The 21165-nt window shown below is 65.2% G+C and carries 15 protein-coding genes; 1 reads left to right on the top strand and 14 read right to left on the bottom strand.

Annotation, left to right across the window (positions count from 1 at the left end; translation table 11 throughout):
* Positions 1-325 precede the first annotated feature (325 nt).
* The 4 genes from DFQ59_RS13855 to DFQ59_RS13840 form a co-directional block, all read right to left on the bottom strand.
* Positions 326-3550 (bottom strand): efflux RND transporter permease subunit, encoded by a 3225-nt coding sequence (locus DFQ59_RS13855; protein ID WP_114280304.1) that lies wholly within the window; start codon positions 3548-3550, stop codon positions 326-328.
* On the bottom strand, positions 3547-4608 hold the full coding sequence (locus DFQ59_RS13850; RefSeq protein ID WP_114280303.1) for an efflux RND transporter periplasmic adaptor subunit: 1062 nt from the start codon (positions 4606-4608) through the stop codon (positions 3547-3549). The genes DFQ59_RS13855 and DFQ59_RS13850 overlap by 4 nt, the downstream gene beginning before the upstream one ends.
* Positions 4609-5200: 592 nt before the next feature.
* Positions 5201-5713 (bottom strand): SCP2 sterol-binding domain-containing protein, encoded by a 513-nt coding sequence (locus DFQ59_RS13845; protein ID WP_114280302.1) that lies wholly within the window; start codon positions 5711-5713, stop codon positions 5201-5203.
* A gap of 201 nt (positions 5714-5914) precedes the next feature.
* Positions 5915-7177 carry an OmpP1/FadL family transporter gene (locus tag DFQ59_RS13840; RefSeq protein WP_114280301.1) on the bottom strand — a complete coding sequence of 421 codons (1263 nt, stop codon included), beginning with the start codon at positions 7175-7177 and terminating at the stop codon, positions 5915-5917.
* A 363-nt stretch (positions 7178-7540) separates the two neighbouring features.
* On the opposite strand from DFQ59_RS13840, the gene DFQ59_RS13835 reads away from it, so the two are divergent.
* On the top strand, positions 7541-8797 hold the full coding sequence (locus tag DFQ59_RS13835) for an OmpP1/FadL family transporter (RefSeq protein WP_114280300.1): 1257 nt from the start codon (positions 7541-7543) through the stop codon (positions 8795-8797).
* A 364-nt stretch (positions 8798-9161) separates the two neighbouring features.
* On the opposite strand, the gene DFQ59_RS13830 is transcribed toward DFQ59_RS13835, so the two are convergent.
* From DFQ59_RS13830 to rimP, 10 genes are all read right to left on the bottom strand, one after another.
* Entirely contained in the window at positions 9162-9599 is a 438-nt protein-coding gene (locus tag DFQ59_RS13830) for a biotin/lipoyl attachment domain-containing protein (protein ID WP_114280299.1), read from the bottom strand.
* A gap of 210 nt (positions 9600-9809) precedes the next feature.
* Positions 9810-10877, bottom strand: coding sequence for a class III poly(R)-hydroxyalkanoic acid synthase subunit PhaC (locus DFQ59_RS13825; protein ID WP_114280298.1), 1068 nt, complete (start codon positions 10875-10877; stop codon positions 9810-9812).
* 11 nt (positions 10878-10888) lie between these two features.
* Positions 10889-12004 (bottom strand): class III poly(R)-hydroxyalkanoic acid synthase subunit PhaE, encoded by a 1116-nt coding sequence (gene phaE, locus DFQ59_RS13820; RefSeq protein ID WP_114280297.1) that lies wholly within the window; start codon positions 12002-12004, stop codon positions 10889-10891.
* 476 nt (positions 12005-12480) lie between these two features.
* Positions 12481-14571, bottom strand: a complete 2091-nt coding sequence (gene pnp, locus DFQ59_RS13815) for a polyribonucleotide nucleotidyltransferase (RefSeq protein WP_211314941.1) — start codon at positions 14569-14571, stop codon at positions 12481-12483.
* A 43-nt stretch (positions 14572-14614) separates the two neighbouring features.
* Positions 14615-14884, bottom strand: a complete 270-nt coding sequence (rpsO, locus tag DFQ59_RS13810; RefSeq protein WP_114280295.1) for a 30S ribosomal protein S15 — start codon at positions 14882-14884, stop codon at positions 14615-14617.
* 149 nt (positions 14885-15033) lie between these two features.
* Entirely contained in the window at positions 15034-15954 is a 921-nt protein-coding gene (gene truB, locus DFQ59_RS13805; RefSeq protein ID WP_114280294.1) for a tRNA pseudouridine(55) synthase TruB, read from the bottom strand.
* Positions 15951-16331, bottom strand: coding sequence for a 30S ribosome-binding factor RbfA (gene rbfA, locus DFQ59_RS13800; RefSeq protein ID WP_114280293.1), 381 nt, complete (start codon positions 16329-16331; stop codon positions 15951-15953). The genes truB and rbfA overlap by 4 nt, the downstream gene beginning before the upstream one ends.
* Before the next feature lie 26 nt (positions 16332-16357).
* Positions 16358-18994 carry a translation initiation factor IF-2 gene (gene infB, locus DFQ59_RS13795; protein WP_114280292.1) on the bottom strand — a complete coding sequence of 879 codons (2637 nt, stop codon included), beginning with the start codon at positions 18992-18994 and terminating at the stop codon, positions 16358-16360.
* A gap of 43 nt (positions 18995-19037) precedes the next feature.
* Positions 19038-20543, bottom strand: coding sequence for a transcription termination factor NusA (gene nusA / locus DFQ59_RS13790; RefSeq protein WP_114280291.1), 1506 nt, complete (start codon positions 20541-20543; stop codon positions 19038-19040).
* A gap of 35 nt (positions 20544-20578) precedes the next feature.
* Positions 20579-21037 (bottom strand): ribosome maturation factor RimP, encoded by a 459-nt coding sequence (rimP, locus tag DFQ59_RS13785; RefSeq protein WP_114280388.1) that lies wholly within the window; start codon positions 21035-21037, stop codon positions 20579-20581.
* Between the last annotated feature and the right edge of the window lie 128 nt (positions 21038-21165).

The raw sequence follows: 21165 nt of genomic DNA, 5'->3' as shown, positions 1-21165 counted from the left end.
TCTTTATTCGCAGAGTCTGATATTAAATCAATTTATCAAGGCATGTTAGCAGGCTTTCGGCCTTCTGGCACCTGACCGGATGGGAGAGGCGGAGGTACCTGTTCATCAGCACGAAGGCACAAAGAAAAACTATTGAATAGACAGGATTAACAGGATTTCTGGATAGGCATATGCAGAACGAGGCTCAGGTCACCCGGTCGATGTGGCAGTCAATCCGCTGGTACCTCTCCGGCCGACTTTCCATCCTGTCTATCCTGTTAATCCTGTCGATTGACGTCTTTACATCCCCCTATGCGCCTTCGTGGCGCACCCTCACAGCAACCGCTCAGGCCCGCTCGAGACGGCGCCAGTTGAAGGCGTAGTACATCACCGGGATCACCACCAGGGTCAGCAGGGTGGAGACGAAGATGCCGAACAGCAGCGACACCGCCAGCCCGCTGAAGATGGGGTCATCGAGAATGAACAGCGCGCCCAGCATGGCCGCGAGGCCGGTGAGCATGATGGGCTTGGCGCGCACGGCGCCGGCCCGGATCACCGCCTCCTGGAACGGCAGCCCCTCCGTCACCTGCTGGTTGATGAAGTCCACCAGCAGGATCGAGTTGCGCACGATGATGCCCGCCAGGGCGATCATGCCGATCATGGAGGTGGCGGTGAACTGGGCCCCCAGCAGGGCGTGGCCCGGCATCACGCCGATAATGGTCAGCGGGATGGGGGTCATGATGATCAGCGGCACCATGTAGGAGCGGAACTGGGCCACCACCAGCAGGTAGATCAGGATGAGGCCCACCGAGTAGGCGATGCCCATGTCGCGGAAGGTCTCGTAGGTGATCTGCCACTCCCCGTCCCACTTCAGGCCGTAGAAGTAGGGATCGTCGGGCTGGCTCAGCAGGTGCTGGTTGAGCGGCCGTCCCCCCTCCACGCGCTCCTCGCCCAGCTGGAAGTAGGCATCGAACATGCCGTACAGGGGGCTGTCGGTCTCGCCGGCCATGTCGGCGGTGACATAGACCACCGGGAGCAGGTCCTTGGAGTAGATGGACAGCTCGCGCCGGCTCTCCTCCACCCGCACCAGATCCGACAGGGGCACCAGCCCACCGTCCTGGGCGCGCACGCGCAGATCCAGCAGCGAGCGCGCCTCGTCCTTCATGGATACCGGCAGCTCCACCCGGATGGGCGTGGGGTACTTCACCCGGCCGCCATGGAGATAGCTCATGTCCTCCCCCTCCAGGGCCGTGCGCACGGCCGAGACCACCGCCTGCTGGGAGACGCCCAGCAGGGCCGCCTTCTCCTGGTCCACGTCGAGGATCAGCTTCGGCTGCGGCGACTCCACCGAATCGTCCACGTCCACGATGTCGGCGGTATTCTCCAGCACCTTGCGCACCTGCTTGGCGACCCGGACCTGCCCGTCGTAGTCGAGGCCGTAGATCTCGGCCACCAGCGGCGCCTGGACCGGCGGCCCGGGCGGCACCTCGACGATCTTGACGTTGGCATCGTAGCGGCTGCCGATGGCCTGCAACGGTTCGCGCATGGACAGGGCGATGTCGTGGCTGCGCCGGTCCCGGTGCTTCTTGTCCACCAGGTTCACCTGGATGTCGCCCACGTTGGGGCCGCTGCGCAGGTAGTACTGGCGCACCAGGCCGTTGAAATTGATGGGCGAGGCGGCCCCGGCATAGGCCTGGTAGTCGGTCACCTCCGGCACGGTGGCGAGATAGCGGCCCAGTTCGGCCAGCACCCGCGCGGTCTGCTCCACGCTGGTGCCCTCGGGCATGTCCACCACCACCTGGAACTCCGACTTGTTGTCGAAGGGCAGCATCTTGAGGACGACCACCTTCACTGCCGCCAGGCTGACCGAGACCAGGATGAGCGCCAGGATGCCCGCGCCGAGCAGGCGGCGCTTGCCGCGGCCCTGTTCGCGCTGCAGGAACGGCCCCACGAAACGCTTGAACACGCCGTAGAGCCCGCCCTCGTCCTGCGTCCCGCCGGACTCGCCGTGCGCATGCCCCTTTCCGCCCAGCAGCCTGTTGCTCAGCCAGGGCGTGAAGATGAACGCCACCGCCAGGGAGATGAGCATGCCCATGCTGGCGTTGATGGGGATGGGGGCCATGTAGGGCCCCATGAGCCCGGTGACGAAGGCCATCGGCAGCAGTGCGGCGATGACCGTGAAGGTGGCCAGGATGGTGGGGCCGCCCACCTCGTCCACCGCCACCGGGATCGCCTCGAGGAGGCTTTTCCCGCCCAGCTGCATGTGACGGTGGATGTTCTCCACCACCACGATGGCGTCATCCACCAGGATGCCGATGGAGAAGATCAGTGCGAACAGCGACACCCGGTTGAGAGTGAAGCCGTAGGCCCAGGAGGCGAACAGGGTGATGGCCAGCGTCACCACCACCGCCGCGCCGACGATGATGGCCTCGCGGCGGCCCAGGGTGAAGAGCACCAGGGCCACCACCGACAGGGTGGCGAAGACGAGCTTCTTGATCAGCGTCTTGGCCTTGTCGTCGGCGGTCTGGCCATAGTTGCGGGTGACATAGGCGTTGACGCCCTCGGGAACGAAGGTGCCCTTGAGTCCCTCGAAGCGCTGGATCACCTGGTTGGCGATGTCCACCGCGTTGGTGCCCGGCTGCTTGGCGATGGCGATGGTCACCGCCGGATACTCGCCCTGGCGCCCTATTCCCCGCTCCCCAGCGGCCGGACCGGTGCCCAGCCACACATACTGCTCGGGCTGATCGGGACCGGTGCTCACCGCGGCCACGTCGCCCAGGTAGACGGGGGCCCCGCCGTGCACGCCCACCACCAGGTTGCGGATATCCTCGGCGTTGCTCAGGAAGCGCCCGGCCTGGACCAGCACCTCGTGGTTGTCGGCCACCAGCGCGCCGGCGGGCAGGGAGCTGTTGCTGGCCTGCAGGGCCATGCGCAAATCGTCCACCGCCAGGCCGTAGCCGGCCATCTTCACGGGATCGATCTGCACATGCACCACCGAGTCGGGACCGCCGATGGTGTAGATGTCGCGCGTGCCCTTGACCCGCTTGAGCTCCGTCTCGATGGCATGGGCCACCTTCTGCAGCTCATAGCCGCCGCGGTGCTCGTCGTCGGTCCACAGCGTCAGGGTCACGATGGGCACATCATCGATCCCCTTGGGCTTCACGATGGGTTCCAGCACCCCCAGGTTCTGGGGCAGCCAGTCACGCTTGGACATGAGCTGGTTGTAGAGCCGGACGATGGCGCCGATGCGATCCTCGCCCACCTTGTAGCGCACGGTGAGCACCGCCATCCCCGGCTGGGAAACGGTATAGACGTGCTTGACCCCGGTGATCTCCGAGAGCACCTGCGCGGCCGGCTGGCTCACCAGGTTCTCCACCTCCTCCACCGAGGCGCCGGGGAAGGGGATGAAGACGTTGGCGAAGGTCACGTTGATCTGGGGCTCCTCCTCACGGGGCGTGACCAGCACCGCGAACAACCCCAGCAACAGGCCGGCCAGGGCCAGCAGCGGTGTTATCTCCGAGGTCAGGAAGGCCCTGGCGGTGACGCCGGAGATGCCGAGCTTCTCCTTCATGACCGAGCGCCCACCTGCTGCTCCTTCAGGTACAGACCGGCCCGGATGGGATCGAGCGCGATACGCTCGCCGTCCTCGAGCCCGGCCAGGATCTCCACCTGGCCATCATCGAGAGTGCGGCCGAGGCGAACCTGGCGCAGGACCACCCGGCCGTCCTGCCCGATCACGTAGACACCCTGAACCTCGCTGCGGTGGACCACTGCCTTGGCGGGCACCAGCAGGCGCTGCTGTTCACCGACGCGGAACGCCACTTTCACGAACATGCCCGGATAGATGCCTTCCACCTCCCGGGGCAGGAGGACCCGGGTCTTGAAGGTGTGCGACAGGCTGTCGGCATAGGGGAGCACGTTGATGCGCTCCGCCGCCAGGCTGCGCCCTTCCGGGCCGGACAGCAGCACCCGGGCCTGGCCGAACCTGCGCACCTGTTCCACCAGCACCTGGGGCACGTTGGCGATGGCCCGCAGCTGCTCGAAGGAGAATCCGGTCATCAGCGGCTGGCCGGGGCTGGCCATCTCGCCCAGCTCCACGTGGCGCTCCAGCACCACCCCCGCGTAGGGTGCCCGCACGACGGTATAGCCCAGCTGCTCCTCGGCGCCGCGCACGGCCGCCTCGGCGGATGCCAGCTTGGCCCGTGCCGCCTCCAGGTTGGCGCTGGCGCGATCCATCTCCGCCTTGGCCACCAGCTTCTTCTCGTAGACACCCTTGATGCGGGTGTACTCCTCCCCGGCCTCCCGCAGCCGGGCCTGGGCCTCCTTCAGCGCGGCCTTGGCCTGCTCCAGGGCGGCCCGCTGCTCGGTGTCACGCAGCCGCAGGATGATGCTGTCCTTGGGCACGAGGTCGTCCACATCGAAGTTGATCTCCACGATCCGGCCCGAGGTCTGGGCGGAAACGGTGGACTGGTTCACCGCCTCGATGACAGCATCCACGGTGCGCTCAAGGGGAACGATGCTCGTGCTTGCCTCACCGACCGGAAAGGGCAGCTCCTGTGACTGGGCCGCGGCCGGCAGCAGCCCGAGCAGTGCGAGAGCGATGAGAGGGAAGGGATTCGATTTCAACATGGTCGTCTGCCGGGAATCAGAATTCTTTATCAAATGGATGCGAAATTGTATATTAGATAATTCTAATGCTGCAACCCCGCACATCACGGCGCCCCCCAGGGACGCCCTCAACCGGGAAAGTATGGACGATATCGCAGCGGCAGGGTGAGAGGACCGTCCGCCATGACAGCAGGCGGGATGCCCCAGCCCCAGTGCCCGGGAACCAACCGGGACACAGGTAAAAAGGGCTCGTCAGCAGAATTCGTGGGTGGAGAGAGAAGAAGTTTCCTCTCGCCAAGACGCCAGGGTCGCCAAGGAATCAACAACGCTCTTCCAGCCGATTAACGATGCGAGTGATTCCCTGGTCATTCTGTATTCCTGTATTCCCCCATTCCCTTGGCGTTCTTGGCGTCTTGGCGAGAGCAAAAAACAATTCCGTCCCGGAATGACACAACCCGGGAAATGCGCCTCTCCGCCACTATCGCCCATGTGCATCAGGCACCTGGCGCCCGTTACAAGCTAAACATCCACCCACGGATTCTGCGGATGAGGCAAAAAAGAAGCCCGCCGAGGCGGGCTTCCGGAACGACCATGCAGCGTGGCTGTTGCGGGGTCAGGGGCACTGGCTCTGGTCGCCCGGAACCTCATCCGCCATCTGCAGGAAGGCGTTGAAGGGTCCCATCACGCCCATGGCCTCCATCTTGGGCCCCTTGAACTTCAGCTTGCCGGTCATCATGGCGCCCATGGCGCCGCAGCCGAACTTGGCCTGGCCCATGCACATCCAGTCCTCGTCGGTGGCGTACATGAGGTAGTCCATGGAGGGATCCATCTCCTCGGCCGTGGGCGCGCCGCCGTAGGTGCACATGGACTTGCCGTCCTGGGCCGAGATGGTCAGCTGGACCGCGGTCTCGGCTCCGCACTTGTCCCGATAGAGGCGGATGATCTTGTAGCCACGCTCGCCGTTGTTGCCCATCCAGTTGTCGCCCGCCAGCTCGGTGGTCAGCTCCGGCGAGGTGTTCCAGGACGAACACATCTCCTTGGCCCACTCCGCATCCATGTAGACCGCGGACCAGGCCGAAGCGGGAGCCGCCAGCAGGCCGGCGGCCAGCATCAGTGCTTTTTTCATAATCTCCTCCTAAGTGACAGTTCTATATGTCTATTTTTATAGATTGGGCAGCCAATCGGATTTCTGCGGCCGCCTGTACAGCAGGGCTGCCAATAGCGGCGGGGCGAGACGGCCTTGCCGCTGCTCCATCCATGGAACCGGAAAAAAGAGGGCCATGAGAACATGGCCCTCCTGTATTCCCTGTCAGCCCATTCCTGCGATTCAGAATTTCCAGCCGTAGGCGACGCCGATGGAATCCTGGTGCATCTTGATGGAGGTGTTGCCCGGAGCGAACTTGGTCGGCCCGGTGACCTCCTCCTCGAAGGCGTGCATGTAGGCGAAGGTCAGCTCGGAGCCATTCTGCAGGGTATAGGTGCCGCCGAGAGAGATGTGCTTCTGCACCGTGGCCGGCGCCAGGACGTTGAAAGTCACCTCGCCACTGGGAATCACGTCGGTACCATAGGTGTAACCGGCACGCAGCACGAGGTTGTCCTTGGCCTGGTAGGCGAGACCCAGCTTGTAGACGTTCTGATCATCCCAGCCGAAACCGGGGCCGTTGTCGGCACCGAGGATACAGTCCGGCGCCGCGCAGGTCAGGAAGTTGTCGATGGAATTGCCCACCGAGGCCACTTCGCTGTAGTTGATGCGCTGGTAGTCGAAGGCGACGGTCAGCTTGGGCGTCGCCTCAACGGCGATGCCAAGGCCCCAGTTGGAGGGGACGTCGAAATCTCCGTTCTCGGCGAACAGACCCTTGTAGTCATCGAATTCAGTCATCCAGGTGCGGGTCTGGTAGGTGGCACCCAGGGTGACGCCCGGGGCGACCTTGCCGGTCCAGCCGATGCGCACGCCGGCTCCGTAGGAGAAGTCGTGGCCATTGTTGGTCACGTTGCCGGGACTGCTGGTGGGCGGGGTGGTCCCGTCGAAATTCTCCAGGCCGTTGGCCTCGAAGGCCTGGGCGGCCAGGTTGACGCCGATGCCGATGCTGTGGTTCTCGTTCAGCTTCATGGACAGGGTCGGCACAACGAACAGCTGCATGAGGTCGATACCGGCCTCGGTGGAGCCGAACAGGGGGATGGCGGTTTTATAATCGGTGTTCATGCCGCCGTTGCCGAACACGGAGACGCCCAGCGACATGGTGTCGCTGACCATCTGGTTGTAGCCGAACTCGGGAATCAGGAACAGCTTGGTTTCGCTACCGTCATACTTGCCGGGAACACCGGGCCCACCCATGTTGTCGATTTCCGCATCGCGAATGGGGCGGAACAGGTCGACACCGAAATCGACGCGATTGCCGACCCAGACCATGCCGGCAGGATTCACGCCGCCGGCGATGGCATCCTGGGGCAGCGCGATGCCCACACCACCCATGCCCTTGGCCTTCAACCCGATACCATGGGGTGCATAGCCGGTGGTTGCCCATGCGGCGGAGGTAGCGCCAATCGCGACGAGAATCCCCACACCCAGCAGCTTTTTCTTGAATATCATTGCAGTCTCCTCTCCAGGGACGATTTTCTGATAATGATTGTATTAATTATTTTTATGTTGTTGTTTTCTGTGCCAATAAAAAAGAGGTGTTGGCACCAAACGCCCCGAAATAATGTCCCCCACCCCGGGCAATGTCAATTGATTCGGCATAGAAAAAGCACATATTATTATTTGTGAATGTTCTTATATATTTCATGGACTACCATGGTTCGGCGTCGACTTCTGGTATTCTTTCCGGCGCCCGGATACGGACACCGTCTGACACAATTGGATTCTTCGCGGTTTCCGGCAATTCTTGCAGCAGACTGAGGCACATTTCACTTACAATACCCAAGGTCATTTTGCGCATTTCTGGAGGGGAGGATGCGACGTAATACGATTTCCAACCATAGCCACGCCGCGGGTCTCCGCCGTTCCCTGGCGACTCTCGGCATCCTGCTGGCCAGCAGCCCGCTCGCCCATGGTTCCGGGTTCCGGCTGCCGGAGCTGACGCTGCCCGGCATGGCCCTGTCCAATGCCGTGGTGGCCGACCCCGACGAGCGCGGCACCTATCCCTACAACCCCGCCGCCGCGGGTCTGCATGAAGAAAACTCGCTTTATGCCGGGTTGATTCTCATCGATCCCCACCTCAAGTCGGATGCCGCCGCGACCCCTTTCGGGCTGGTGGAAAGCAACGGCGAGTCGCCGGTCCCGGTGCCCAACCTCTCCGCCGCCTGGCACGTGCCGGACTCGCCGCTGGCGGTCAACTTCAACGTCACGGCCCCCTTCGGCCTCGAAACAAAATGGCCGATGGGCAACTTCTCCGGCAGCCCGACCGACCCCACCCACACCAAGGTTGAACTCATCAACTTCAATCCGAACCTCGTCTACCGTCTCGGTCCCGACACCAGCATCGCCGTGGGCGCCGACTACTACTACCTGCGGGAAACCGTCTTCGACACCGCCGTTTCCTCCCTGGAGGGCGACGGGGCCGAGTGGGGCTGGAACGTGGCCTTCATCCACCGCGCCGGCGACTGGACCATCGGCGGTACCTACCGCTCCAGCGTGGAGATGGATGTGACCGGGACCTTCGGACTGCCCTTCGGCAGCCAGGCGCTCCAGTTGCCGCCCGGGACCGTGCTGCCGGCGAAGACCGGTATCGAGTTTCCGGCCATGCTGCAGCTGGGCGTCCACCATGCCGTCAACGAACAGTGGTCGGTGGAGTTCGACTTCGAGCGTACCTACTGGAGCTCCTTCGACCGGCTCGATATCTCCGCGAAGCACCCTGTTGCGGGCTGGGTCCCGGTGGCCAGCGACGTGAACAACTGGGACGACAGCAACGCCTACCGGTTCGGCCTCCGCTACCGGCCGGACAGCCTCAACACCTGGCGCTTCGGCTACACCTACGACCAGACGCCGCAGCCCGAGCTCTACTTCTCGGCCCGGGTGCCCGACGCGGATCGCCACCTCTTCAGCATCGGCTACGGCCGCCAGCTCACCGACACCTTGAGCCTGGATCTCGCCTACATGTATGTGCGCTTCGAGGATCGGACGGTGGACGGGGCCACGAACGTCACCTACAACGGCGACTACGAATCGGACGCCCACCTGTTCGGCGGCAGCCTGAACTGGACATTCTGAAGGGATGGTTCCGGGTTTCGAGGGGCGGGTTCCGGGGCGGCCGGCGCCTCGCCCCTCCTGGGCAACGCGCGGGATTCACCACGGAGACACGAAGGGCACGAAGAAAGGCGGAAAGACGATTTATCCGCAGATTACACAGATTACGCAGATGGGAATGTGTTCACAGCGAGTGTCCGGCAAGCAGGCCGGCGCGTTTCCGATACCGGGCTTGCCAAGACTGGGAATGAGCAGCACACGCCGCCAGCCTCAGACGGTTCAGTTGGCACGAAAAAATCTGCGTTAATCAGCGTAATCTGCGGTTAGATCGCTTTTGGCTTTTTCTTTTCTTCGTGTGCTTCGTGCCTTCGTGGTGAAGCTTGCCCCGTCAGCAGCCGTCGAAGCCGTCCTCCTCCATCCGCTGCTCGAACTCCGTGAGTGCCGCCGCGCCGGTCAGCAGCGCGGCGGACTCGACCGCCCAGTCCGCGGGGCGCAGGCGCAGCAGCCAGCCGGTGGCGTAGGGATCCCGGTTGATGGTCCCCGGGGAGTCCAGCAACCGTTCGTTCACCGCGACGATCTCGCCGCCCACCGGCGCGTTGATGGGGCCGACCCACTTGCCCGACTCCACCGTGGCGCAGGATCGTCCGCGCCGGATCTCCTTGCCCACCCGGCGCGGGGTGAAGGCCACCAGCGGACCGGCCAGGCAGCAGCCGTAGCTGGTCATGCCCACCGTCACCGTGCCGTCCGCCTCCGGACGCGCCCAGATATTGCTCTCCACGTCATAGAAGAGCGCCTCGGGAATGTCGCAGCCACGTACCGTCGCCATTTGTTGATCGTTTTCCACAGATTACGCAGATTACACAGATTACGCCGTTACCTGTATCGGAGTTGAATCCAGACAGATTGCCAGACACAAGTGCTTGCGAACACATCCGACCGGAACTCCGTGTATCCTGTTCCAGCACCTGCCGCCCACTGGTTGCCAGCCTAATCTGCGTAATCTGCGTAATCTGCGTAATCTGCGGATAATGGAGCCTCACCCGCTGCGGGCGTTGAGCCATTCGGCCACCGCGGCGGGGATCTCCTTCTGGGCGCGGCCGCTGACGTAGATGCCGATGTGGCCGCCGCGGAAGGCGAACTCGCTGTAGTCGCGGGTCCCCACCAGCGACTTCATGGCCAGGGAGCTGGCCGGGGGGACGAGGTGGTCCTGGGTGGCGTAGACGTTGAACACCGGCATCGACAGGTCCTTCAGATCGACCCGCCGGCCGCCGATTTCCACCGTCCCCTTCACCAGGCCGTTGTCCTGGAAGAACTGCTTGACGAACTCGCGGAAGGCCTCCCCGGCCTGGTCCGGACTGTCGAAGATCCACTTTTCCATGCGCAGGAAGTTCCGTGCCGCCTCCTCCTTCTCGAGGATGTTGACGAGATCCACGTACTTCTGGCCGGTGAGCCGGAACGGCTTGAGGGTGAGGAAGGTCCAGTTCAGCAGCTCTCCGGGAACGTTCCCCAGGGTGTCCACCAGCAGGTCCACATCGATCTGCCGCACCCAGTGGCTGAGCAGGTTGTCGGGGGTGTGGAAATCCACCGGCGTGACCATGGTCACCAGGTTGCGGACCCGTTCCGGGTGCAGGGCGCTGAAGCAGAGGCTGAACGCCCCGCCCTGGCAGATTCCGAGCAGGTTGATGCGCTCCTGCGCGCTGCGCGCGCGGATCCGGTCCACGCAGCGGCGGATGTAGCCGTTGATGTAGTCGTCGAGATTCAGGAACCGGTCGGCCGCATCGGGATAGCCCCAGTCGATGAGATAGACATCCAGGCCCGCGTCCAGCAGGCCGCGTACCAGCGAGCGGTCCTCCTGCAGGTCGGTCATGTAGGGGCGGTTCACCAGGGCGTAGACGATGAGCAGCGGCACCGGGTGCGGCTGTTTCACCCGCGGCTGGTAGCGGTACAGGGTGAGCTTGTCCTCCTGGTAGACCACTTCCTTCGCGCAGGCGCCCACCTCGATGTCGCCGATTCCGGCGAGGGTGCGGGAGCCGTGGGTGAGCTTCTCGCCGAACTCGGCCAGTTCCTTTGCCATCTGGTCGGGACGCAGGGTGATGGGAAACATGGCGCGGCTCCTCACTTGTCGGTCTTGCGGGAAGCGGTGGAACGGGCGGCTGCAGCGGCACCCTTCCGGCGTGGAGCGGCCTTTTTCTCCGCCGGGCGCGTCCGGGTACTCTTCACCGCCGGTTGCTCCGCGGGTGCGCCCCCCGCCCCGGGCCGCGCCTGCAGCATGGCCACCGTCTCGCGCAGTTCGTTCACCTCCCGGCGCAGGGCCTGGATGCGCCGGTGGGCGGTGTCCATTTCGCGCTTGCCCGGCAGGTTGGCCGCGGTGGTGAACTCCTCGCTCATGAGCTGGGCGTGGTGTTTCCAGGCCATCAGGGCGTTGACCATGCGTCCGTGGCGTTCGGCGTACCCGGTGGTGGCCACCACCTCGGCGTAGGCCTCCTCGCTGGCGTCCACCCACAGATCGTAGACCCCGCGCAGGTTGTCCACCTGCTCGCCCGCCTCCGCCATCTTCTCCAGGCGGGCCATGAGGCGCTCCAGGGCGGCGCTGTTGACGTGCCCGAGCAGCTCGGCATAGTCCTGCTGCGCCTTCTGGTAATCCAGCCACAGGCGGGCGCCATGCTGGGCCTGTTCCTGCCATTCGCGGGTATAGCCGAGCGCCGGGGCCGACAGGGAGCGTTCCACACCGGCGTGGAGGTGGCTGACACCCTCGTTCTTCAGGCCACCCAGGAAATCACCCGGCAGGGTGGAGAAGGCGGAGGAGACCCGTCTCCAGGTATCCAGCGGCAGGCCCCAGAAGGCCAGGGCGCCCTGGGCCGCCCCGGCGGCCTGCTCCCCGGCCTTGCCGAAACCCTCGCGCAGTGTCTCGAGCCCCTGGCCGAACCGGGCCTGCCAGGCCTCGCCGGCCTGGGCCGCCGACTGCATCCGGCGCAACAGGCCCATCATCTCGTCGCCGAACTGGAAGAACGCGCGGCCCTGCTCCAGCAGCCGATCGCTGACCTCGCTCCCCGTGGTGCCCGCACCGGCCGGTGGGCCCATGAATTTGAGCATGCCCTCCAGCGCCTGCTGCCAGGGCTGGCTGCCCTCGGGCGCCTGGCGGCTCAGCTCCAGCCAGGCGTCCCAGTACTTGCGCTGCGCCTCGGCCCAGTCCCGGCCCGGACCCTTGTCCCGCTCGTTGCCATCCGCCATGGTGCATCCCCCGCTGGATCGCCGCTTTCCGTCGATGTTACCGCCGCCGCGCCCGCCAGGGCCAGACACCGCTTCGCGTGACGCTGCGAAACCTGTGTTCACCACGAAGGCACGAAGGGCACGAAGAAAAGCGAAAAGACGTTTATCCGCAGATTACGCAGATTACGCAGATGGGAATGTGTTCACAGCGAGTGTCCGGCAAGCAGATCGGCGCGCTTCTCAATACCGGGCTTGCCGAGGCTTGGAATAAACAGTGCCCGCCGCCAGCCTGAAGTCGGTTCAGTTGGCATGAAAAAATCTGCGTTAATCTGCGTAATCTGCGTAATCTGCGGTTAGATCGTTTTTGTCTTTTTCTTTTCTTCGTGCCCTTCGTGCCTTCGTGGTGATCTTTTTCTTTCTACCCGGAGCACAGGCTTTCACGCGGGCACAAAAAAGGGGGGCTTGCGCCCCCCTTCCGGGTCCGTTGCGGAACGGCGTTACTCGCCTTCGTTGACGGCCTTCATGCTGAGGCGGATGCGCCCCTGCTTGTCCACTTCGAGGACCTTCACTTTCACCACGTCGCCCTCGGAGAGCTTGTCGCTGACATTCTGCACCCGCTCCTCGGAGATCTGGGAGATGTGCACCAGGCCGTCCTTGCCGGGCAGAATGGTGACGAAGGCGCCGAAGTCCATGAGCCGGGCCACGCGCCCCTCGTAGATGGCGCCCACCTCCACATCGGAGGTGATGAGCTCCACCCGCTTGCGCGCCTCCAGTCCGGCCGCGGCATCCACCGAGGCGATGCGCACGGTGCCGTCGTCGGTGATGTCGATGGTGGCACCGGTCTCCTCGGTGATGGCGCGGATGGTGGCGCCGCCCTTGCCGATGACGTCGCGGATCTTCTCCGGGTCGATGTGCACGGTGATGATGCGCGGAGCGTACTCGGACATCTCCGAGCGCGGCGCGCTGATCACCTTGTTCATCTCGCCGAGGATGTGCAGCCGGCCGGCGTGCGCCTGCTCCAGTGCCTGCAGCATGATCTCGCGGGTGATGCCGTCGATCTTGATGTCCATCTGCAGGGCGGTGACGCCCGCGGTGGTTCCGGCCACCTTGAAATCCATGTCGCCGAGGTGATCCTCGTCGCCCATGATGTCGGTGAGCACGGCAAACTTGTCGCTTTCCTTGATGAGGCCCATGGCCACACCGGCGACGGGCGCCTTGATGGGCACACCGGCGTCCATCAGCGCCAGGCTGGTGCCGCACACGGAGGCCATGGAGCTGGAACCGTTGGACTCGGTGATCTCGGAGACCACCCGCACCACGTAGGGGAAATCGTCCATGGTCGGCATCACCGCCTGGATGCCCCGCTTCGCCAGCCGGCCATGACCGATCTCGCGACGCTTGGGCGAACCGAGGAACCCGGTTTCGCCGACGCAATAGGGCGGGAAGTTGTAGTGCAGCATGAAGTTCTCACGCCGCTCGCCCTCGATGGCGTCGATGATCTGGGCATCACGGGCGGTGCCCAGGGTGGTGAACACCAGCGCCTGGGTCTCGCCGCGGGTGAACAGCGCCGAGCCATGGGTCCGCGGCATGACGGTCGTCTCGATGGTGATGGGACGGACCTTGTCGTTGCCGCGGCCGTCGATGCGCGCCTCGCCGGCCAGGATGCGGCCGCGGACGATGCGCTTCTCCAGCGAACCGAAGGCGCCCCGGACCTGATCCTCGCTCCAGCGCGGCTCATCGCCGACCACCAGCTTCTCCACCAGGGTGCTGCGGATCTCGCTCACCCGGTCCTGGCGCGCCAGCTTGTCCTGGATGCGGTAGGCCTCGCCCAGCGCCTCGGCGACCTCCGCCTCCACCGCCGCCTTGAGCTCGTCGTCGGCGGCGGGCGCCTGCCAGTCCCAGGCCGGCTTCCCGACCTCGGCGGCCAGTTCGCGAATGGCGCCGATGACCGCCTGCGACTGCTCGTGGCCGAACATCACCGCGCCGAGCATGATCTCCTCGGACAGCTCCTTGGCCTCGGACTCCACCATCAGTACGGCGGTTTCGGTGCCCGCCACCACCAGGTCCAGCTTCGAGTCCGCAAGCTGGCCGAGGTCGGGGTTGAGCACGTACTCGCCGTTGACATAACCCACCCGGGCCGCGCCGACCGGGCCGTTGAACGGCAGACCGGAGATGGCCAGCGCCGCGGAAGCGCCGATGAGGGAGGGAATGTCCGGATCCACCTGGGGATTGAGGGACATCACCGTGGCCACCACCTGCACTTCGTTGGTGAACCCCTTGGGGAACAGCGGGCGCAGGGGACGGTCGATGAGACGCGAGGTGAGCGTCTCCTTTTCCGTGGGCCGGCCTTCACGCCGGAAGAAGCCGCCGGGAATCTTGCCTGCCGCGTAGGTCCGCTCCTGGTAGTTCACCGTGAGCGGGAAGAAGTCGCGGCCGGGAACGGGCGTCCTGTTCCCCACCACGGTGACGAGAACCACCGTGTCGGCCATGTTCACCATCACCGCGCCGGTGGCCTGGCGTGCGATTGCACCCGTCTCTATGGTGACCTCATGGCCGCCGTACTGAAAGCGTTTGGTTGTTGGTGTCACAGGAAATTCCTTTAAGCTGCGTGAAGGCCGTGTTTCTTCTGACTCAGCGGCGCAGGCCGAGGCTGGAGATGAGCTCACGGTAGCGTTCGACATCCTTCCGCTTCAGATAGTCCAGCAGCTTGCGGCGGCGGCTGACCATGCGCAGCAGGCCCTGGCGGGAGTGGAAGTCGTGGATGTGGGTCTTGAAATGGCCGGTAAGGTGGTCGATCTGGGCCGACAGCAGGGCCACCTGGACCTCGGGAGAACCGGTATCACCAGGCGCGCGCTGATACTTCTCGACGACCTGCGCCTTGTTCGGGCTGCTCAGAGACATGGGTGTTCACTCCTAACATGCGATTCAGTAAAGCAATCAGAGCCGGGTATTCTAACCGGCCCCCGTTGAACGTAACAAGATCAATACCATAACCCGGGGCATGGCCGCCTCCCGGTACCGGACCTTCGGTCCCGGGTTCCGTTCGGCCGCTAGCCCTCCTGGATCAGGCGCCGCGGCGCCACCCGGCCGTCGTCGAGAATCTCCCCGACACCGAGAAAGCCGCTGTCCGCCCCGTAGAGCCTCACCCAGCCATGGGTAGGCGCGCGGGGCACGATGACCGGCTGTCCCTGACGCAGGTAGAAGGCCGCCGCCTCGGAAAGGCGCACCTCGGGCCAGTGGCTGGTGGAGCTCTCCAGGGGCAGCAGGAGCCCGTCGAGCGCCTCCGTCCCGCCATCGAGCGCCATCTCGCGCAGCTGTTCCAGGGTGTACATGGGCTGGCCCTCGTAGGGACCGGCCCCGAGCCGGCGCAGGACGATGACATGAGCCCCGCAACCGAGCGCCTCGCCGATGTCCTCCACCAGGGTGCGGACATAGGTGCCCTTGGTACAACGGATTTCGAGCTCCAGCTCGTCACCCTCGAAGCGCAGCAGCTCCAGCTCGTGAATGATCACGCTCCGTGGCTGGCGCTCCACTTCCAGACCCTTGTGGGCCAGCTTGTACAGCGGCTGGCCCTGGTGCTTGATGGCCGAATACATGGACGGAACCTGTTCGATGGAACCGGTGAATCGCTCCAGAACCTCGCGCAGGGCCGTCTCGGCCAACTCCGGCACCGGCCGGGTCTCAACCACCTCGCCCTCGGCATCGCCGCTCGCGGTTCGCACCCCGAGCTTGCCGGTGACCCGGTAGTACTTGTCCGCCTCCAGCAGGAAGCGGGAAAACTTGGTTGCCTCACCGAAGCACACGGGCAGCAGGCCCGAGGCCAGGGGATCGAGGCTGCCCGTGTGACCCGCCTTGCGGGCCCCGTACAGTCGCTTGACCTCCTGCAGTGCGGCGTTGGAGGTCATGCCCGTGGACTTGTCCAGCAGCAGGATGCCGTTCACATCCCGTCCGCGCTTGTGACGTCGACTCACTCTTCCTCATCTCCGCTCGAGCGCCGGTCGGCCGCCACGGCGGCATCGATGAGCGCGCTCAGCCGCACGCCCCGCTCGACTGAAACATCGTGGACGAAATGCAGCTCCGGCGTGGTGCGGAATTTCACCTCGCGCGCCAGCAGGTGGCGCAGGTAGCCACCGGCGCGGTTGAGCGCGCGCAGGTGTTCCTGGACCTTCTCCGCCGCATCCATGAAGGTGACGAAGACCTTGGCGTGGGAAAGATCACGGCTCACCTCGACGGCGGTGATGGTGACCATGCCCAGGTGGGGGTCCTCCAGCTCGCGCGGAATGATCTGCGCGAGCTCCCGCTGGATCACGTCCGCGACCCGGCGCGTACGACTGAAATCTCTCGGCATGTCGTTGCAGTATCCGCGCAGCGGCGTCAGAGCGTACGCTCAACCTTGACGCGTTCGTAGACCTCGATGTGATCGCCCGCGCGCACATCGTTGTAGTTCTTCACGCCGATGCCGCACTCCATGCCGTTGCGCACCTCGCCGACGTCATCCTTGAAGCGGCGCAGCGACTCCAGCTCGCCCTCGTAGATCACCACGTTGTCGCGCAGCACGCGGATGGGGTTGTTGCGCTTCACCACACCCTCAACCACCATGCAGCCGGCGATGGCGCCGAACTTCGGCGAGCGGAACACGTCGCGCACCTCGGCCAGGCCGATGATCTGCTCCTTGAACTCGGGCGCCAGCATGCCGGTCAGGGCCTTCTTGACCTCGTCCACCACGTCGTAGATGACGCTGTAGTAGTGGAGATCCACACCCTGCTCTTCCACCAGGCGCTTGGCCTGGGCGTTGGCGCGCACATTGAAGCCCACGAGGATGGCCTCGGAGGCCACCGCCAGGTTGACGTCGGACTCGGTGATGCCGCCCACGCCGCTGGCCACGATGGTGACCTTCACCTCGCCGGTGGAGAGCTTGGTGAGCGCATCGTTGAGCGCCTCCACCGAACCCTGCACGTCGGCCTTGAGCACGATGTTGAGGCTGGCGATCCGGCCCTCCTCCATCTGCTCGAAGACGTTCTCGAGCTTGGCCGCCTGCTGGCGGGCGAGCTTCACCTCGCGGAATTTGCCCTGGCGGAACAGGGCCACCTCGCGCGCCTTGCGCTCGTCGGCCACCACCACCGCCTCGTCACCGGCATTGGGCGCGCCGGACAGGCCGAGGACCTCGACCGGCATGGACGGTCCCACTTCGTTGACCATGTTGCCGGCCTCGTCGAGCATGGCGCGGACACGTCCGTACTCCTGTCCCGAGAGCAGCACGTCACCCTTGCGCAGGGTGCCGCTCTGCACCAGGATGCTGGCCACCGGACCGCGCCCCTTGTCCAGGCGCGACTCGATCACCACGCCCTTGGCCGGACCGTCCGCCACGGCGGTCAGCTCCAGCACCTCGGCCTGCAGCAGAATGGCGTCCAGCAGTGCGTCAACACCGTCACCGGTCTTGGCCGAGACCTCCACGAACATGGTGTCGCCGCCCCACTCCTCGGGAATCACGTCCTTGGCGGTCAGTTCGTTCTTGACCCGGTCGGGGTCCGCTTCCGGCTTGTCGATCTTGTTCACCGCCACCACCAGCGGCACACCGCCGGCCTTGGCGTGCTGGACGGCCTCGACGGTCTGCGGCATCACGCCGTCATCCGCCGCCACCACCAGGATGACGATGTCGGTGGCCTTGGCGCCGCGGGCGCGCATGGCCGTGAAGGCCTCGTGGCCCGGGGTGTCCAGGAAGGTGATGACGCCCTTCTCGGTCTCCACGTGGTAGGCGCCGATGTGCTGGGTGATGCCGCCGGCCTCGCCCGCCGCAACACGGGTGCGGCGGATGTAGTCCAGCAGGGATGTCTTGCCATGGTCCACGTGACCCATGATGGTCACCACCGGGGCGCGCGGGGACTCCTCGCCCTTGGCCTCGGCGGCGGCCACCACCTCCTGCTCCAGGGCATTCTCCCGGAGCAGCTTGGCGGTATGGCCCATCTCCTCCACCACGAGCACGGCGGTCTCCTGGTCGATCACCTGGTTGATGGTGGCCATGGCCCCCATCTTCATCAGGGTCTTGATCAGGTCAGCGGCCTTCACCGACATCTTCTGGGCCAGTTCGGCCACGGTGATGGTCTCGGGGATGGTCACCTCGCGCACCACCGGCTGGGTGGGCATGGAGAAGCCGCCCCGGGTCTCCAGGGTTGAGGGACGGCCCCGGCTCGGCTTGCCCCGGCCACGCCGTCCGGTCTTGCCCGGCGCGACATGCAGCTCGTCCCAGCCGCCGGTCGCCTTGCCGGCGCGGCCGCGCCGTGCGCCGCGACCCTCTTCCGCCTTGCGCGCGGGCTTCTCCGCCTCGGCCTTGCGCCGGGGCTTCTCCTCCTCGCCCTTGCGTACCGGCTTTTCCGCCGGCGCCGGCGCCGGCGCGGCCGCGCCGGTCTTCAGCCGGGCGGCTTCCTCGGCCTTGAGGCGGGCCTCCTCCTCGGCTTTCTGGCGGGCCTCCTCCTCGGCTTTCTGGCGGGCCTCCTCCTCGGCCTTGAGGCGGGCCTCCTCCTCGGCTTTCTGGCGGGCCTCCTCCTCGGCCTTGAGACGGGCCTCCTCCTCGGCCTGCAGACGGGCCGCCTCATCCTCGCGGCGGCGCTGGGCGCCTTCGAATACCGCCCGCTCCTCGGATTCGCGGCGCTCGCGCTCTGCGGTCACCTCGGCCAGCTGCTCGGCCTCCATGGCCTGGACCACGCTGCGCTTCACGTAGGTGCGCTTCTTGCGCACCTCCACCGCCACGGTCTTGGTCGTGCGTTCACGGCCCTGCCCGCTGGCGATCTTGAGCTCGCTCACCTCGCGGCGCTTGAGGGTGATTTTCCTGGGTTCTGCCGCGGCTTCACCGTGGTTGCGCTTCAGGTAGGTGAGCAGCTTTTGCTTTTCCTCGTCGCTGACGGATGCTTCGGGCCCAGCGACCTGGACGCCCGCTTCGTCCAGCTGCGTGAGCAGCCGGTCGACAGGAACGCCCACGACCTCAGCCAACTGCTTGACGGTGACTTCTGACATATTCAACTTCTCCCGCGCCCAAGACAGGTGCGCATCTTCGACGTTACTGCTCGTCGGCAAACCAGGGGGCGCGCGCGGTCATGATGAGGCTGGCGGCGCGCTCTGCATCCATGCCCTCGATGTCGAGCAACTCGTCCACCGACTGCTCCGCCAGGTCGTCCATGGTGACAATGCCGCGACTGGCCAGCAGATAGGCGAGATGACGATCCATGCCCTCCATCGCCAGCAGGTCCTCGGCCGGCTCGGTGGACTCCAGCTGCTCCTCGGAGACGATGGCCTGGGTGAGCAGGACGTCACGGGCACGGTTGCGCAGTTCGTTGACGATATCCTCGTTGAATTCCTCGATCTCCATCATCTCGTTGATGGGTACATAGGCCACTTCCTCGAGCGTGGAGAATCCCTCCTGGGCGAGGATGGTAGCCACTTCCTCATCCACATCAAGCTGGTCCATGAAATTCCTGACCAGCGCCGCGGCCTCGCTTTCGCTCTTGGCCTCGGCCTGCTCGACGCTCATGACGTTCAGGACCCAGCCGGTGAGTTCGCTCGCCAGGCGGACATTCTGCCCGCTGCGGCCGATGGCCTGGGACAGCTGCTCTTCGGCCACCGCCACATCCATGGCGTGGGAGTCCTCGTCCACGACGATGGACACCACTTCCGCCGGGGACATGGCGTTGATGACGAACTGGGCCGGGTTCTCGTCCCAGAGCACGATGTCCACCCGCTCGCCGGACAGCTCGCCGGAAACGGCCTGCACCCGCGAACCGCGCATGCCCACGCAGGCGCCCACCGGATCGATGCGGGGATCGTTGGATTTCACCGCGATCTTGGCCCGGGAGCCGGGATCACGGGCGGCGCCGCGGATCTCGATGAGCTCCTCGCCGATCTCGGGCACCTCGATCTTGAACAGCTCCACCAGCATCTCCGGCCGGGTGCGGCTGACGAACAGCTGCGGCCCCCGGGGTTCGGAGCGGACGTCGTACAGGTAACCGCGCAGGCGATCGCCGGGCCGCACCGCCTCGCGCGGGATCATGTCCTCACGGGAGATGAAGCCCTCGGCATTGTTGCCCAGGTCCAGCACCACGGTGCCGCGCTCGGCCTTCTTGACCACTCCCATCACCAGGGTGCCCACGCGGTCCTGGAAGGCATCCACCACCCGCGCCCGTTCGGCCTCGCGCACCTTCTGCACGATGACCTGCTTGGCGGTCTGGGCCGCGATGCGCCCGAAGGCGATGGATTCCATCGGCTCTTCCACCGACTCTCCCGGCTCGATGCCGGGGACGCGCTGGCGGGCCTCTTCGAGCGACAGCTGGGCCTCGGGATTCTCGATGCCCTCCTCGGCCTCGACCGCGGGATCAGCCACCTCCCAGCGACGGAAGGTCTGATAGTCCCCGGTCTTGCGGTCGATGGCGACCCGCACATCGATGTCACCACCATGGCGCTTCTTGGTGGCCGTGGCGAGCGCCGCCTCCAACGCCGCGAAGATGACGTCCTTGTCGACGCCCTTCTCGTTGGAGACCGCCTCAACAACCAACAAAACCTCTTTGCTCATAGCTACCGCCTCAATCTGCCTCAGCAGGCCTCAAATCAGGTCGTCTCGGGTACCAGGTTGGCCTTGTCGATACCCGCTAACGGAAGCTCGTACTCGACTTCGTCGTCGATGACGATAACCTTGTCCTCGCGAACACCGGCCAGCATGCCGGCGAACTTCCGCCGCCCCTCGATGGGCAGCGCCATGCGGATGCGCACCCGGTTTCCGACGTACTGCTCGTAGTGCTCGCGCTTGAACAGCGGACGATCGAGCCCCGGGGAGGAGATCTCGAGGGCGTACTGGCCGCGGATGGGATCCTCCACGTCGAGCATGCCGCTGACCTGGTGGCTGACCGCCTCGCAGTCGTCCAGCGTAATCCCCTGCTCGGAGTCGATGTAGATCCGCACGAGCGACCGCCTGCCCTGCGACAGGTGCTCGATACCCAGCAGCTCGTAACCCATGGCGGTCACGGTCGGCTCGATGATTCGCTGTAGTTCGGATGCCTTCCGGCTCAACCCAGTCACCCAGGAAAAAAAAATGGGCACAAGGCCCACTTTGAGTTCAGACCGCCCCGTCGGGAGCGGCGCTTGACCGCCGGCGGCCGGGTTGCGCCGGTTACCGTCACCCGCGCGCCGCCGCCAGC

Origin of the sequence: Thioalbus denitrificans, assembly GCF_003337735.1 — a bacterium.
GTDB classification, from domain to species: domain Bacteria; phylum Pseudomonadota; class Gammaproteobacteria; order DSM-26407; family DSM-26407; genus Thioalbus; species Thioalbus denitrificans.
Note: the sequence above shows the minus strand (reverse complement) of the source record. Positions and strands in the feature narration are given on the sequence as shown.